The sequence below is a fragment of the Devosia sp. genome, assembly GCF_036563435.1.
In the GTDB taxonomy this organism is placed as follows: Bacteria; Pseudomonadota; Alphaproteobacteria; order Rhizobiales; family Devosiaceae; genus Devosia.
Map to the genome: position 1 here is coordinate 1 of NZ_DATCMJ010000008.1, position 14234 is coordinate 14234.

Consider the following 14234-nt stretch of genomic DNA (forward strand, 5'->3'; position numbering starts at 1 on the left):
TGCCGGACACGGGACTCGCGGGATCTCCAACGCTCGCAGAGATTCCGGCCCATGCCTCGACCCGCCCTGGCTGACGTTGCCATGCGCCCGGCCCACTCCCGCCACTGTCGCCTGCAGGCCGCCTGCGCGGGGTGGATGGGGAGAGGATATGCTGGGAACGAGGGGGTGGGGATAAGTATGTGTGGGGCAGTGATACTCAAAGCGGCCCGATCGCCAATCGCCGCCGCTGAACGTCACCCTCGGGCTTGACCCGAGGGGTCTTTGCTTCAGCCGCGTTTCGCAAGTGTAGAGCCCTCGGGTCGAGCCCGAGGGTGACGGCTGGTGGGTGGGGCCGATGGACAGGGGCTAAACCGCACCCCCTCCCATCCTCCCCCGTCGAGGGGGAGGTGCCGTGCGGTGTTTGTGGCACGATCTTGCGCTATCCACAGCACGGGCTTCCCTCCCCCTTGAGGGGAGGGAGTGAGGGTGGGGGTTCCAGCGGATTGACTGGCGCCTGAGTGGGTGGAAGGCACAGAACCCCCACCCTTGATCCCTCCCCTCAAGGGGGAGGGAGACGACTGCCACATCTCGGTTAGGAGCTAGGACTTTCTGGTGAGCCCCGGGAGTGGGTGCTAGCCCCGGGCCGTTACCCTCGGGCTGGACCGCTTCACCCGCACTCCGCAAGTGCAGGGCCCTCGGGTCGAGCCCGAGGGTGACGGCTGGTGGGTGGGGCCGGCGTCCTGCTAGTCGATCAGCAGTTGGACCTGGATTCGGTCGTCGAAGGACCAGCCGCCCAAGGAGAGGACGCCGCCGGAGGGGTCGCGGACGATGGGGGCGGTGCGGATAGCTTCGGCGGGGGCGGTGACCTTGAAGCCGAGGAATTCTTCGAGACGGTGCCGCGGCAGGTAGTCGGCGACGCTGGCGGTGAGGCCTGCCTCGCCCGAGCCGTTGACGATGCGAAAGCGTTCGTCCCAGACCAGGGTGCCATGCGGCACCAGCAGAGCATCGGGTGGCAGCGCCCGGCCCGGCTCACGTGCCACGGCGATGGCGCCATCCTTGATGCGGACCACGCAGCCGAGCACCGTGGTGGATTTGAGGAGTTCGCCACGGGTGATGGACTGGCGCAGCCGTTCCACCTGGCCCAGGGCGCGCGGCTTCTGGCGGCCGCCGACAATGTTGAGCACGCGGCCGAGCAGCCGGGTGGAAATGGCGGGGCTGAGACCGGTAAAGGGCGTCAGGTCGATGCGGGCGGCGCCAAAGCCGTCGAGGCGCACGATTTCGGCAAAGCAGCCATCGGCCATCTGCCGGATTGCCGCATCGGCCTCGGCGGCCCGCTCGGCGAACTGCGAAAGTGCCGCGGCATCGAGGCCCAGGGTGGCCAGAGCAGGCATGGCCTGGCGCCAGCGCACGCGCTCGTAATGAGTGTCGGTATTGGTCGGGTCTTCGGCTGGCTGGAGACCTGCAGCAAGGACAAGGTCGCGCAGGGCAGAAGGCTCGACGCCCAGGAGGGGGCGGTGCACGCGGACGCCTTGCACCTCGGCAAAGGACGTCATGCCTTTGAGACCTTCAAGACCGCTGCCATGGGCGAGGCGCATCAGCACGGTTTCGGCCTGGTCCTGCCGATGGTGGGCGGTGAGGAGAACCTCGGCAGCGTCTTCGGCCATTGCGGCGCCCAGCAGGCCGTAGCGGGCAAGACGCGCGGCTTCCTGGATGCCGTGCGAGGGCTTTTCGCCGGTCCAGTGCAGGGCACGCGCCGGAAGGCCAAGGCGCGCGGCGAGGTCGACCACCATGGCCACTTCGGCGGCGGCTTCCGGCCGCAGGCCATGGTCGACCGAATAGACGATCAGTCGCGGCGGCAGCGCTAGGCCGGCGGCCCAGCGCTGCGCCAGCAGCATCAGCCCTAGGCTATCGGCACCGCCCGAGACGGCCAGGGCGATGACACGGCTACCGGCAACTTGGTCAAACAGCGCCGCGAGCTCTTGCGGCGTCTCCAGTCCCGGCGTCATGCGGGCGGGCATTCGGCCTTGGTCTTCTCCGCTGCAAGCCGTGCCGCGACGTCGTCGGCAAGGTTGGGATAATTGCTGCTGACCTGCGCGAAGGTGCGGCAGGCCACTTCGCGTTCCCCGGCGCCGGAGATGGATGCACCGAGCTTGACCAGGAGTTCGGGCGCGCGCTCGCTTTGCGGATCCTTCTGGTAGGCGTCGAGCAGTACGTCGGCGGCCTCATTATAGGCGCCGCGCTGGAGGAGCGCATCGCCGAGGTAGTTAGCGGCGTCGCCGACCATCGGATTGTCGGGATAGAGCTCGATGAACTGGCTGAACTGATCCTCGGCAAAGGCATAGTCGCCGGACGCCAGGGCCTCGTAGCCGGCGTTGAACTGCGCATCGGCATCGGCATTGCCGGTGTCGGTGGCGGCGGGATCATAGTCGAGGTTGAGCGGCTGCCCGGTGGCGAGGTCGACGCCGCCGGTGGCGCCGGTGCCCACCAGGGGATCGGCCGAGGCGCCGGTCTCATCGGCGGGGGCACTGCCATCGTCAAAGGTGGGGTCGAATTCCACTTCCCCGGGGAGCGGCTGCACGCCCTGCTCTGGAATCTGGGTTTGCGGCACCGCGTCGGCCGGTTGCGTGGGCGTGGACGTGGAGGCGCCGGCGGGGGCGGCACTGCCGCCACCTTCTACCTGCGCCTGAAGCCGCGTCACCAGTTCCTGCAGCTGCGTCATCTGGAAGGTCAGGCCTTCGATCTGCCCGTTCTGGGAGCGCAACTGCTCCTCGAGCTGCTGGATGCGCACCAGGAGCTGCGCGCTGTCCTGCGCCTGGGCGACATGGATGCGCGCCGGCTGGGTGCTGTTGGTGAACGTCAGGCCGCCAAGCTCGGCCGGCAGCGGCGTCTGCGTCGCGGCCATGCCCGGGACCGTGATCCCGAGGCCAACGGCCAGCGTGCACAAAGCCCTTTTCCCTGCGCGTGCCATGGATGTTAGCTTCAAGTGACGCCTCCGCTGCCCAGATATGATCGACGCCAAGATGGTGTCGCGGCGTCAGCCGATAAAGGGCAAATGGGACAAAAAGAAAGCGCCCGGGCCAAATAATGGCTCCGGGCGCTTCTGCCTCCAGTTTGCACTGGATTCGGCTCCCCCGAGGGGGAAGGGTTTACTGCACGACGGTGACGGCGCGGCGGTTCTGCGACCAGCACGAGATGTCGTTGCAGATGGCAACAGGGCGTTCCTTGCCGAAGCTCTGCGAGGTGATGCGCTGCTGGTTGACGCCGCGGGATACGAGGTAGTTGACCACGACCGAGGCGCGGCGGGCGCCCAGGGCAATGTTGTATTCGCGGGTACCGCGCTCGTCGGCATGGCCTTCGATCATGATGCGGTAGTTCTGGTACTGGTTAAGCCAGGCGGCCTGCTTGTCGAGGGTGGCGGCCGCTTCGGCGGTCAGCGAGCTCGAGTCGGTTTCAAAGAACACGCGGTCGCCGACCGAGACCAGGAATTCCTGCTGGCTGCCCGGAGCGCCGCCGCCCGGACCGACATTGCCCACGCCGGTCAGGCCGACATTGTCGTTGGGGTTACGGGCACAGGCCGCAATGACCGCGACGAAGAACAGCATGGCGAGGGCGCGCACTGCAGTATTGAGGGGTGCGGTAAAGACCACGGTTCACTCCTGGAAAGGCAACAATCTTAAGCACGGCATTTACCGCGCTTAGTCTTAAGGCCGGGTTTGTGGACGTGGTTAATGTTCGGCTATCACGGCTGCAATGTGGCGGGATTCCGGGCTTTTTGCGGATGATGCAATCGCGCAACAGCAGCCGCGATGCTCCGGTTAAGGTTAAGCCTAGCCGCCCGCGCCCTGGTAGCGCTGAAGGCAAAAGCGCCAGAACCAGATGGCCGCCAGCGCCGCAAGTGGGCCGGCCAGAATTGCGCCCAGGCCCGCATAGTCGCCCAGAAACGGCACCGGCTTGCCGAGAAGGGCGGCGACGGGGACATAGGCCATGAAGCCGAGCGGAACCACCGTCAGCAGCAGCGCCTGGAGCGGTGCGCCAAAGATAGGCAGAGGATAGCGCGCCAATTCCCAGAAGCTGAAATAGATGCCGAAGAGGTAGCGCGAACGGCCCAGGATCAGCGCGGTGGCCGCTACCATGGTGATGATGGCGCCGGTCAGGATGGCGGAACTGAGAAAACTCAGCAGCAGCTGGAGGACGGTGAGCCACGACCAGTCGATGGCAAGCTGCGGCAGCGACCAGGCGAGCAGCACGAGGCCGAGGGCAACATGGCCGCCATATTCGATGTTGATGCCGGAAAAGCAAAGGTAGGCCCAGGGATTTATCGGGCGGACTAGGAGGACGTCGAACGTGCCCTGCCGCACCTGGTCTTCCATGTTGCGCAGTTGCACAAAAGTGAGCGAGGCGCCGATGGCGTAGCTGAGGACGTGAAAACCCAGCAGCAGCGCCACTTCGGGCCAGGTCCAGCCGCCGATATGCTCGAAGCGCGCGACGATGACCCAGATGGAGGCAAAGACCCCCGTATAGCCGAAGGCCTGCGCCAGCCATGCCACCACCAGCCCGGCGCGGTATTCGAGCCGCGTGCGCACGCGGAGCTGCACCAGGAACCACATGAGGCTTAGGGTTTCGCGCAAAGCTCAGCCTCCCTGCACCACGAGGCGGCCGGTCGTGCGCGACCAGAGCCAGCCGATCACACCCACCATCACGGCAAGCCACGCCAGGCCGCCCAACAGGGTCAAACCCGCGCCGGCGAGGTCGACCTGCCCCAGATAGACGGCCATGGGATGATAGGCGATCCAGGAGAATGGGAGGAGAGCGACAATCTGGCTGAGGGCCGGTGGAAAGAACCAGAGGGGCACAAAGCCGCCCGAAAGAAAGGCGACGAAGCCGCGCATGAACCATTCCAGCGCATGGGCATCGAGCACCCAGAAGCTGAGGAGGCCAAAGACGATGCCGACGGCCATGATCATGGCGGCCGAGACCAGGCACAGCAGCGCAAAGAAAAGGGCGTGGCCAAGGCTTGCGGGCGGGACGAGGCCGAAGGCGAACGCAATCACGGCGATCAGCGGCAGGCCGATCAGCAGCACCTGCGAGAGCTTGGACCCGACGGTGCGGGCAAACAAGGACGCGGGATAGGCATAGGGCTTGAGCAGCTGGTTGACGATGTCGCCACTGCGGATCGAGGCGCCGACGTCGCGCACCAGTTCGATCGAGTCCCAGTCGCTGAACAGCGCCACTGCGAGGACCGAATAGGTCACCATCTGCCACAGCGACACGCCATTGATGACGCTATTGCCGCCATAGACGGCGGTCCAGATCGAGACGCGGGCAAAGATCTCGAGCGCCACGCCGAAGAGGAGGGCCCAGACTTGAGAGCGGTAGGCAATGCGGGTGCGAAAGGCGCTGATAGCGAAGGCGAGGAACATCTCAGCTTGCCTGCCGCGACTGGTAGTGGGTGCGGATCACTTCCTCGATGTCGGGGCGGTGGAGTTCGATGTCGCGCAGGCCCGGCGGGTTGCCGAGCTGGGCGATAAGGTCGACCAGGGAACGCCCGTCGTCGGGCAGGAGGAATTCGCGCATCACCGGCGAAGCCCCGACCATTTCCGCACCCGACAGCATGACCGGGCCGGGATCTTCGGCAAATTCCAGCGTCAGGCGGCGCCGGGCGCCAAAGGCGGCATGCAGCTGCGCCAACGGCCCATCGAACAGGAGCCTGCCGTCATCGACCATGATGAGGCGCGGGCAGATGTGCTCGATATCCTGAAGGTCGTGGGTGGTGAGGATAATGGTGACGCCACGCTCGCGGTTGATCTGGGCGAGGAAGCGGCGCACCGCGTCCTTGGCAACGACGTCGAGGCCGATGGTCGGCTCGTCGAGAAAGAGGATCTTGGGGTCGTGCATCAGCGCCATGGCAATCTCGGCGCGCATGCGCTGCCCCAGGCTCAGTTGCCGCACCGGGCGGTCGATGAAGCTGGCCATGTCGAGCATGGCGAGCATCTCGGCGCGGTTGTGGTCGAAGCGCGCCTGCTCGATGCGGTAGATGCGCCGGTGCAGCTCGAAGCTTTCGCTCAGCGGCAGATCCCACCACAGCTGGCTTCTTTGCCCGAAGACGACGCCGATCTGGCGGGCATTGCTGACCCGCTCGGCATGGGGCGACACGCCCAGCACCTCGACCTGGCCGGTGGTGGGCACGAGGATCCCCGTCATCATCTTGATCATGGTGGATTTGCCGGCCCCATTGGGGCCGAGATAGCCCACCGCCTCCCCAGGGGCGATGGCAAAGGAGATGTCGGCGACGGCGTGGACCGGCACGGTATGGCGCGAAAAGAAGCTGCGCAGACCGCCCATCGTGCCCTTGGCGCGCACCCGCTGCTGGAAGGTCTTGCTGACGTGGTCGGCGACGATGATCGGGGACATGGAACCGGCCAGGGTGAAGGGGACCGGTTGGATAGTGGCGGGTTATGACAGAGTCGTGAAGAGCTCAAGTCGCGCGAAGTTCGCTCCTTGCGAAGCCGGAGTGGAGCGAAGGCTCCCCTCCCCCTTGAGGGGAGGGGTGGGGGTGGGGGTTCGGCGTTTTCCGCAACTTCTGAGCATGGGCAAACCCGGAACCCCCACCCTCGGTCCCTCCCCTCAAGGGGGAGGGAGGCGCTAGCACAAGCGCCAGTGTTTATCCCCTCCCTGCGCACTGCAGGGGAGGTAGAGGGTGCTTAGCTGCGCAGGCCGGACCAGGCGGGGTCGGAGGCGTAGCTTTCGGTGGGGATGGTGAGGAGATTGCGGCCCCAGATGTCGACGCTCATGAGGCGCGGGCCGTCATTGCCGCCCGGATCCTGGAAGAACATGATGACGCGCCCGTTGGGTGCCCAGGTCGGGCCCTCGGCGTGGAAGCCCGAATAGAGCATGCGCTCGCCCGAGCCGTCGGGGTTCATCACGCCGATGTTGAACTGGCCGCCCGACTGACGGGTGAAGGCGATGAGATCGCCCTGCGGCGACCAGACCGGCGTCGAATAGCTGCCCTGGCCGAAGCTGATGCGGTTGGCGTTGCCGCCGCCGGCGCCCATCATGTAGATCTGCGGGGAGCCGCCGCGGTCGCTTTCGAAGATGATGCGCGAGCCATCGGGCGAGAAGGACGGGCCGGTGTCGATCGCCGCGCCCGAGGTCAGCTGCATGGGCGAGCCGCCGCCGGTGCCCACGGCATAGATGTTGGTCGCGCCGCCCTGCTCCACCGAGAAGACGACCGTGCCGCCGTCGGGCGAGAAGCGGGGCGCGAAGGTCATGGCGCCCACATTGGCCAGGCGCTGCTGCCGGCCGGTCGAGAGCTGCAGCAGATAGACCTGCGGATTGCCGTCGGCGAAGTTCATGTAGACGACCATGTCGCCATTGGGCGAGAAGCGCGGCGTCAGCGCCATGGTGGAGCCATCGGTCAGATACTGAGCATTGGCGCCATCCTGGTCCATGATGGCCAGGCGCCGGACACGGTTGGCCTTGGGGCCGCTTTCGGCCGTATAGATGACGCGAGTATCGAAGTAGCCGCTGCCACCAGCCAGCGAGGTGTAAATGGCGTCCGAGACGATGTGGCCGACGCGGCGCGAGGCGCTCGGATCAGTATTGTAGCTCGAGCCGACGACCTGCGCGCCCTGGCGGGTATCCCATACGCGGACGGACGAGGAGATGGTGCCGCCGCGCTCGACGGCGCCCATGACCACGGCATCGACATTGACCGTGCGCCACATGTTGAAATCGGGCGTGGCGTTGACATCGCCGACCTGAATGGGCAGCGAGGCCGGCTCGAGCGGCAGGAACAGGCCGGAGCGGCGCAGGTTGTTGCGCACGATATCGGCGATCTCGCGCCCGAAGGTCGGATCGGACGAGGCGAAGTCGGGAACGGCGATCGGCAGGGGCTGGAAGTTGGCGCCTTCCACCCTGATCGTCACCTGGGCCCGGGCCTGGGCAGCCAGAGCCGCCGTCAAACCACTTGCGAGGCCGAGCTTGAGAGCATTCCGCCGCGTGAAAAGGGTCATTTCAGTCTCCATTCCTGCCAGTTGCTGGCCACTATGCTGCACCGACATCAAGGTTACGGGCTCAGCACGACGTTCATATTTTGCCACTCGCCGTAGCTGGCGGCCGAAAGCATATCGTAGGGGGCGCAGGCGGCCACGGCACTCACGGCCTTCTGGGCGATATTGATGGCCTCTGCCTGCTGGCTGACCGCCACGATGCGCGGAACATCCGACAGCGTGCCGTTTTGGCTCAGGCGGATGTTGACGGTCACCTCCACCCCCGGAATCTGTTCGTGGGGCAAGAGGTTCCAGCACTGTTTGATCTTGGCCACCATGGCGCCCATCTCGGTCGTGCTGAGGGTTGCCGCCGTGCCGGTCGTATCACCCAGGGTCGGCGAGCCGCCCTGCCCTGTTGTGGCGCCGGTGGTCTGGTCGCGATTGATCAGCGCCGAAATATCGTCGGCCAGCTCGGCATCGAGCTGCGGCGGCGAAGCCTGTTCGGCAACGCGCTCGGCTTCTTCAGCCTCCTCGGCGGCCTGGCGCTCCGCCTCTTCGCGCTCGGCGGCTTGCGCCGCGGCGACGCGGGCGCGTTCCTTTTCTTCTTCCTCGCGCTTGCGGCGCTCGGCCTCGGCCGCAGCGAAACGCTCGCGCAGCTGGGCGAGGTTTGACGGGCGCGCGGCTGGGGTAGGCGCGGCAACCGTTGGCTCCGGCGTCGGCTCGGGCGTGGGTTCAGGCACTGGCTCGGGCGCCGGCTCCGGTTCAGGAGCAGGTTCTGGTTCAGGAACAGGCTCGGGCTCCGGTTCGGGTTCCGGAGCGGGCTCGGGTTCTGGCGGCGTGGGCCGGGTGACAGGCGTGGGCGCCACCACCGGCTCTGGCTCCGGCGCTGGTTCGGGTTCCGGCGCCGGTTCCGGTTCGGGAGCGGGCTCTGGCTCGGGCGGCGGCGCGGCCTCGGGTTGCGGCGCTGAATTGGTCACCGGTGCCGGCGTTGGAATATCGGCAGGTGACGGCGTCGGCTGGTCCTGCTCAGTATTGCCGGTCGGCTGGGCGATTTCGGCAGGCTGATCGTCCTCGACGATGGAGGGCGTATCGGTTTCCACCACCTCGCTGTCGAGCTGACCGGCGCGGATGCTGGACACGTCGCTGATCGGCACGAGATCCACGGCAATGGCGTTGTCCACCGTCTCCAGCGGCTCGGCAAAGCCGAGATTGACCAAGCCGATCGCGAGGATGGCCAGGTGAGCAGCAATGGAAACGATGACGCCGGTCCGCATGGGCTGCGCTATTGCTCCGGCTGCGTGATGAGGCCGATCTTGGTGAAACCGCCGGCCGACAGGAGACCCATGACGCGCATCACGGCACCGTAGTTGGCGCTGGTATCGCCGCGCAGGTAGATGCGGTCCTCGGCGCCGTTGACGCCACGCGTGGTCAGTTCGGTTACCAGCTGGCTTTCGGCCACCGGATCGTCGTCAATGAAAACGGCACCGTCGGGCGTGACGCCCACGGTGATCGGATCGGCCTGGTTGGGCAGGGCCGCCGCGGCCGAACTCGGCAGGTCGAGCGGCACGCCGGCCGTCATCATCGGCGCGGCAACCATAAAGATGATAAGCAGCACCAGCATCACGTCTACCATGGGCGTGATGTTGATTTCGCTCATCACAGCTTTGCTGCGGCCCCGACGGCGCCGGCCTCCGCCGCCGCCACCTCCGCCTGATACACCCATGCCCATCTTAGCGGTTCCGTGCTTCGAGCTGGCGCGACAGGATGGTCGAGAACTCGTCGGCAAAGCCTTCGAGGCGGCCGATCATCTTGCCGGCATCGGCGCTGAGCTTGTTGTAGGCGATAACCGCCGGGATAGCGGCGACAAGGCCGATGGCTGTGGCAAAGAGCGCCTCGGCGATCGGGCCGGCCACCACGGCAAGGCTGGTATTGGACGAGGCCGCAATGGCGGTGAAGGCATTCATGATGCCCCAGACCGTGCCGAAGAGGCCGATGAACGGACCGGCCGAACCGACGGTGGCGAGGAAACCCAGGCGCTTTTCCAGCACTTCGCTTTCGCGGGAGATGGCCACATCGAGCACCTTGTCGAGGCGCTGCTGCATGCCGACGAAGCTCGCCGCATTCTGCTCGTGGCTGCGCTTCCACTCCTTCATGGCGGCGACGAAAACGGCACCAAGGCCGCCGGAGGGCTTTTCAGCCTGCTGCTGGTAAAGCTCTTCCAGCGACTGGCCGGACCAGAAGGTGCGCTCGAACTTGTTCATTTCGCTCGTGGTGCGGCGATAGGTAATGGTCTTGTCGATGATGATCGCCCAGCACCAGACCGAGGCAGCGACAAGGCCCAGCATGACGGACTTGACGATCCAGTCGGCGGCCCAGAACAGGCCCCAGATGGACAAGTCGGCATGAGGGGCGGCTGCCGCCGCAGCATCCATGGCTTCCATGTAGTGATCCTTTTTGGCCCGGTTCCTGCACCCGACCCCGAGCAGGCGATGGGGTCGAAATCTGTCAAAATTAAGAGAAATGCCCGACAGACCGGCCCTTAGCGGGTGGGCTGACGGACACGTGTTCGCTTTGCCGCGATTATGGTCAAGGAGTGGTTAACAAAGAGAGTCTTGGGGGGTGGCTGATGCTGGCGCGCCCGAACACGGAACGTCACCCTCGGGCTTGACCCGAGGGCACTTCACTTAACCAACATGCAGCAAGTGCAGAGCCCTCGGGTCAAGCCCGAGGGTGACGGCTGGTGGGTTGGTGAGCGGTCGGTGACGGTCGGTGGGGTGGGATGTGCACGTACCAGCTGGACCAGGTCAGATCGTGACGGCCGGTTGTGGACCAAACCGCTCGAGGATCACCCTGGGCATCCGTGCCGGACCGCCGCTGGTCTTGATGGCCACCACCACAACCGTGGCGCGGGTGAGGACGGTGTCGCCGCGCCGGATGGTTTGGTTGAGCGTGAGGCGGGCGCCGGTGATGGCGCTGACCTCGGTGACGACGGAAAGCAGGTCATCGATATGGGCGGCGCCGTCGAAGCTGATCTCCATGGAGCGGACGGCGAAGGCTATGCCCCCGGCAGCTAGTTCGGAATGGTGGATGCCCTGCTCGCGCAGGAATTCGGTGCGCCCGCGCTCGAAGAACTTGAGATAGGCGGCGTGGTAGACATTGCCGGAAAAATCGGTGTCTTCGTAGTAGATGCGGACGGGGAAGCTGTGGCGGTTCACGGCTGAGGCTCGTGGAAGATCACATGTTCGGGCCTGCCCGTGAGGCGGCGCAAGCGCTCGGGCAGCCAGGGCGGCAGGAGCCGGGCCTGTTCGAGAGCAGTGCCGGCCAGGGGCAGCCAGGAAAACTGCAGGATATGGCCTTCGTCCTCGCGCACGAGGAAGGGCTGGCTGCCGCCGGGCCGGACGTCTTGCGGCAGTTCGATGCGGTAGATGAAGCCCAGTTCGTGGAAGCGTTCGCCGACGCGGCCGTAGAAGCTTTCGGAGGTGAAGAGGAGCGGCCCGACGGTGACGGCCATGACCATTTCCTCGGCGATTTCACGCACCAGCGAGACGTCGCTGGGCTCACCCATTTCCACGCGTCCGCCGGGCAGCATGCAATAGTCGTCCTCGTCCTCGCGGCAAACAAGGACATGGCCGTCGCGGATGGCGGCGCCGGCGACGCGATAGTTGAACCGCGTGCCACCGACCGGAAAGCTGAGCATGATGCGGTCAGTCACTCTCAGGCTCCTCGAAGAGGCTTTGCTGCATGCCGACGAAGCCCTGCGGTACGCTGCGCCCCATATGCTGGAAGGCGATGCCGGTCAGCATGCGCCCGCGCGGCGTCCTTTGAATGAAGCCCTGCTGGATCAGGTAGGGCTCGACGATTTCCTCGATGGCATCGCGCGGTTCGCTCAGCGCCGCGGCGATGGTCTCGATGCCCACGGGACCGCCATTATAGAAATCGGCAATGGTGGAAAGATAGCGCCGGTCGAGCTGGTCGAGCCCGCGCGCGTCGACGTCGAGCCGCAGGAGGGCCTTGTCGGCCAGCTTGCGGTCGATCTCGGCGGCCCCATCCACCAGAGCGAAGTCGGTCACCCGGCGGAGGAGACGGCCGGCGATACGCGGCGTGCCGCGCGAGCGGCGCGCAATTTCCATGGCGCCATCGGGCGCCATCGGCATGCCGAGGAGCCGGGCACCGCGCTGCACGATCTGCACCAGTTCCTCGGGCGTATAGAAATTGAGCCGCACCGGAATGCCGAAACGGTCGCGCAGCGGCGTGGTGAGAAGGCCAGCACGCGTCGTGGCGCCCACCAACGTGAACTTGGCCAGATCGATGCGGACCGAGCGGGCGGCGGGTCCCTCGCCGATGATCAGGTCGAGCTGGAAATCCTCCATCGCCGGATAGAGCACTTCCTCGATCGCCGGATTGAGCCGGTGGATCTCGTCGATGAAGAGGACGTCGCGCTCTTCGAGATTGGTGAGGAGCGCAGCAAGGTCCCCGGCCTTGGCGATCACCGGGCCGGAAGTGGCGCGGAAGCCGACGCCCAGTTCGCGCGAGATGATCTGCGCCAGGGTGGTCTTGCCCAGGCCCGGCGGACCGACGAAGAGAACATGGTCGAGCGCCGTGCCGCGCTGCTTGGCGGCCTGGATGAACACCTCGAGATTGGCCCGCGCGGCGGCCTGGCCAACGAATTCAGAGAAGCCGGAGGGGCGGAGCGACACGTCCAGCGGATCGTCGCGGCCGGCGGCGGCGGAGGTCAGGTCGGTCACGCGCTCAACTCCCGCAGGCCGAGGCGGATCAGCTTCTCGGTGGGCATGCCATCGCCTTCACGGGCGACGATGCGCGCCAGGGCGGCAGAGGCCTGGGCACTGGAATAGCCGAGATTGGTGAGAGCCGAGACGGCGTCGGTGACGGCCGAGGAGGCGACGCCTTCGCCCAGGGCCGCCTGCAGGCCCAGCGTGCCGGCATCAATGCCCGGGCCGGTGGGGACCTTGCCCTTGAGTTCGGTGACGAGGCGGAGGGCGAGCTTGGGGCCGACGCCATTGGCCCGGCCGATCATGGCCTTGTCCTGGAGGGCCACCGCGCTCGAAAGTTCGGAGGGCGAGAGCACCGAAAGGATGGAAAGGGCGACGCGTGAGCCGACCCCCTGCACGGTCATCAGAAGGTTGAACCAGCCCTTCTCGGCTTCGCTGGCAAAGCCATAGAGGCGGATCATGTCTTCGCGCACGATGGTCTCGATGAAGACCACGGCGGCCTCGCCGACGCGCGGCAGGGCCTGCAGCGTGCGGCTGGAGCAGAAGGCTTCGTAGCAGACGCCGCCGCAGTCGATCAGCACATGATCGTCGCCGAAACTGTCCACCAGGCCCTTGAGCTTGCCGATCATGCGAGTGCCTTCAGGCGCTGATGGGCCACCCGGTGATGGGCATGGCAGATGGCGATGGCGAGCGCATCGGCCGCGTCGGCGCCCTTGAAGCTTGCGGCGGGCATCAGCGTCTTGACCATCAAGGCGACCTGGTCCTTTTCGGCGTGGCCCGTGCCCACGACCGACTTCTTGACCAGGTTCGCGGCATATTCGGCCACCGGCACGCCGCGGGCCGCCGGGGTCAGGAGCGCCACGCCACGCGCCTGCCCCAGGATCAGCGCCGAACGCATGCCGGCGTTGACAAAGGTTTCTTCCACCGCAGCCTCCTGCGGCGCGTAGCGGTCAAGGACCTCGCCCAGGCCGCTGAACAGCTCGGCCAGGCGCTCGGCCAGCGAACCGTCCGTAGCCGGTGTGACCGTGCCTGCCGCAACAAAGCTCAGCCGGCTGCCCTGTGACTCGATGATGCCCCAGCCGCAGCGGCGCAGGCCCGGATCGATGCCGATGATTCGCGTCGCAACATTCATGCCCACATCCTTAGTGAAACCCGTCCCATCTACCAAGCCTGATGTGAACAAAGAGGAAACAGTGAGGCGCCGAAGGTGCGCTTTCATAAAGTTCTATCGGAGCAGGAAACAGCTTCTTTAAGAACTCCGCCCTAGCCTCCTCGGTGGGAATGCAGGGGCTGATCATGAGGGACTTCCGCAAGGAGCCGCCGCCACAGAAGTGGCGGCCATTCGACCATTCCACTCATCGCGTGCGTGGCTTGGCAGGGGTTCTTGAGCCATGTGGCAGGAATGCTGTGAACGAGCGGTTCACCGCATCTATGCTTCTGGTAGCAAACAATAAACCATGGCCGGAAACCTCCTTCCGCCGCACCGCAACGTATCGCGGCATCCGCGAGTTTGCCCTTCGCTACACATGGGCGAACA

General features: G+C 66.0%; 15 protein-coding genes. All 15 read right to left on the minus strand.

Going from position 1 to position 14234, the window contains the following annotated elements:
* Nucleotides 1-722: 722 nt before the first annotated feature.
* The gene (gene tilS / locus VIL88_RS04870; RefSeq protein WP_331986589.1) at nucleotides 723-1997 is read right to left on the minus strand and encodes a tRNA lysidine(34) synthetase TilS; all 1275 of its coding nucleotides are present in this window, start codon (nucleotides 1995-1997) and stop codon (nucleotides 723-725) included.
* Nucleotides 1982-2923, minus strand: a complete 942-nt coding sequence (ybgF, locus tag VIL88_RS04875; RefSeq protein ID WP_331986590.1) for a tol-pal system protein YbgF — start codon at nucleotides 2921-2923, stop codon at nucleotides 1982-1984. The genes tilS and ybgF overlap by 16 nt, the downstream gene beginning before the upstream one ends.
* A 202-nt stretch (nucleotides 2924-3125) precedes the next feature.
* On the minus strand, nucleotides 3126-3581 hold the full coding sequence (pal, locus tag VIL88_RS04880; RefSeq protein ID WP_331986880.1) for a peptidoglycan-associated lipoprotein Pal: 456 nt from the start codon (nucleotides 3579-3581) through the stop codon (nucleotides 3126-3128).
* Nucleotides 3582-3806: 225 nt separating this feature from the next.
* A complete protein-coding gene (locus tag VIL88_RS04885) occupies nucleotides 3807-4607 on the minus strand; it encodes an ABC transporter permease (RefSeq protein ID WP_331986592.1) in 801 nt (266 codons plus the stop codon).
* Between the two features lie 3 nt (nucleotides 4608-4610).
* A complete protein-coding gene (locus VIL88_RS04890) occupies nucleotides 4611-5399 on the minus strand; it encodes an ABC transporter permease (protein WP_331986594.1) in 789 nt (262 codons plus the stop codon).
* Between the two features lies 1 nt (nucleotide 5400).
* On the minus strand, nucleotides 5401-6390 hold the full coding sequence (locus VIL88_RS04895; protein ID WP_331986596.1) for an ABC transporter ATP-binding protein: 990 nt from the start codon (nucleotides 6388-6390) through the stop codon (nucleotides 5401-5403).
* A 290-nt stretch (nucleotides 6391-6680) separates the two neighbouring features.
* Nucleotides 6681-7991: a Tol-Pal system beta propeller repeat protein TolB gene (tolB, locus tag VIL88_RS04900; RefSeq protein ID WP_331986598.1), complete on the minus strand. Its 1311-nt coding sequence runs from the start codon at nucleotides 7989-7991 to the stop codon at nucleotides 6681-6683.
* A 53-nt stretch (nucleotides 7992-8044) separates the two neighbouring features.
* Nucleotides 8045-9241 carry a hypothetical protein gene (locus VIL88_RS04905; RefSeq protein WP_331986600.1) on the minus strand — a complete coding sequence of 399 codons (1197 nt, stop codon included), beginning with the start codon at nucleotides 9239-9241 and terminating at the stop codon, nucleotides 8045-8047.
* Nucleotides 9242-9249: 8 nt separating this feature from the next.
* Complete coding sequence (locus VIL88_RS04910; RefSeq protein ID WP_331986602.1) at nucleotides 9250-9696, minus strand: ExbD/TolR family protein; 447 nt, start codon at nucleotides 9694-9696, stop codon at nucleotides 9250-9252.
* A 1-nt stretch (nucleotide 9697) separates the two neighbouring features.
* The gene (gene tolQ, locus VIL88_RS04915) at nucleotides 9698-10399 is read right to left on the minus strand and encodes a protein TolQ (protein ID WP_331986882.1); all 702 of its coding nucleotides are present in this window, start codon (nucleotides 10397-10399) and stop codon (nucleotides 9698-9700) included.
* A gap of 372 nt (nucleotides 10400-10771) precedes the next feature.
* Entirely contained in the window at nucleotides 10772-11182 is a 411-nt protein-coding gene (gene ybgC / locus VIL88_RS04920; protein WP_331986604.1) for a tol-pal system-associated acyl-CoA thioesterase, read from the minus strand.
* Nucleotides 11179-11679, minus strand: coding sequence for an NUDIX hydrolase (locus tag VIL88_RS04925; RefSeq protein ID WP_331986606.1), 501 nt, complete (start codon nucleotides 11677-11679; stop codon nucleotides 11179-11181). Before VIL88_RS04925 ends, ybgC begins: the two co-directional genes overlap by 4 nt.
* Entirely contained in the window at nucleotides 11672-12712 is a 1041-nt protein-coding gene (gene ruvB, locus VIL88_RS04930) for a Holliday junction branch migration DNA helicase RuvB (RefSeq protein ID WP_331986608.1), read from the minus strand. Before ruvB ends, VIL88_RS04925 begins: the two co-directional genes overlap by 8 nt.
* Entirely contained in the window at nucleotides 12709-13326 is a 618-nt protein-coding gene (gene ruvA, locus VIL88_RS04935; RefSeq protein WP_331986609.1) for a Holliday junction branch migration protein RuvA, read from the minus strand. The genes ruvB and ruvA overlap by 4 nt, the downstream gene beginning before the upstream one ends.
* Nucleotides 13323-13829 (minus strand): crossover junction endodeoxyribonuclease RuvC, encoded by a 507-nt coding sequence (gene ruvC, locus VIL88_RS04940; RefSeq protein WP_331986611.1) that lies wholly within the window; start codon nucleotides 13827-13829, stop codon nucleotides 13323-13325. The genes ruvA and ruvC overlap by 4 nt, the downstream gene beginning before the upstream one ends.
* Nucleotides 13830-14234 lie beyond the last annotated feature (405 nt).

What these genes read in the sequence shown, in the direction of transcription:
- ruvC (WP_331986611.1), bottom strand. Translation starts at nt 13,829, where the DNA reads ATGAATGTTGCGACGCGAATCATCGGCATCGATCCGGGCCTGCGCCGC.
- VIL88_RS04895 (WP_331986596.1), bottom strand. Translation starts at nt 6,390, where the DNA reads ATGTCCCCGATCATCGTCGCCGACCACGTCAGCAAGACCTTCCAGCAG.
- tilS (WP_331986589.1), bottom strand. Translation starts at nt 1,997, where the DNA reads ATGCCCGCCCGCATGACGCCGGGACTGGAGACGCCGCAAGAGCTCGCG.
- VIL88_RS04905 (WP_331986600.1), bottom strand. Translation starts at nt 9,241, where the DNA reads ATGCGGACCGGCGTCATCGTTTCCATTGCTGCTCACCTGGCCATCCTC.
- VIL88_RS04890 (WP_331986594.1), bottom strand. Translation starts at nt 5,399, where the DNA reads ATGTTCCTCGCCTTCGCTATCAGCGCCTTTCGCACCCGCATTGCCTAC.
- VIL88_RS04910 (WP_331986602.1), bottom strand. Translation starts at nt 9,696, where the DNA reads ATGGGCATGGGTGTATCAGGCGGAGGTGGCGGCGGCGGAGGCCGGCGC.
- tolQ (WP_331986882.1), bottom strand. Translation starts at nt 10,399, where the DNA reads ATGGATGCTGCGGCGGCAGCCGCCCCTCATGCCGACTTGTCCATCTGG.
- tolB (WP_331986598.1), bottom strand. Translation starts at nt 7,991, where the DNA reads ATGACCCTTTTCACGCGGCGGAATGCTCTCAAGCTCGGCCTCGCAAGT.
- ruvA (WP_331986609.1), bottom strand. Translation starts at nt 13,326, where the DNA reads ATGATCGGCAAGCTCAAGGGCCTGGTGGACAGTTTCGGCGACGATCAT.
- pal (WP_331986880.1), bottom strand. Translation starts at nt 3,581, where the DNA reads ATGCTGTTCTTCGTCGCGGTCATTGCGGCCTGTGCCCGTAACCCCAAC.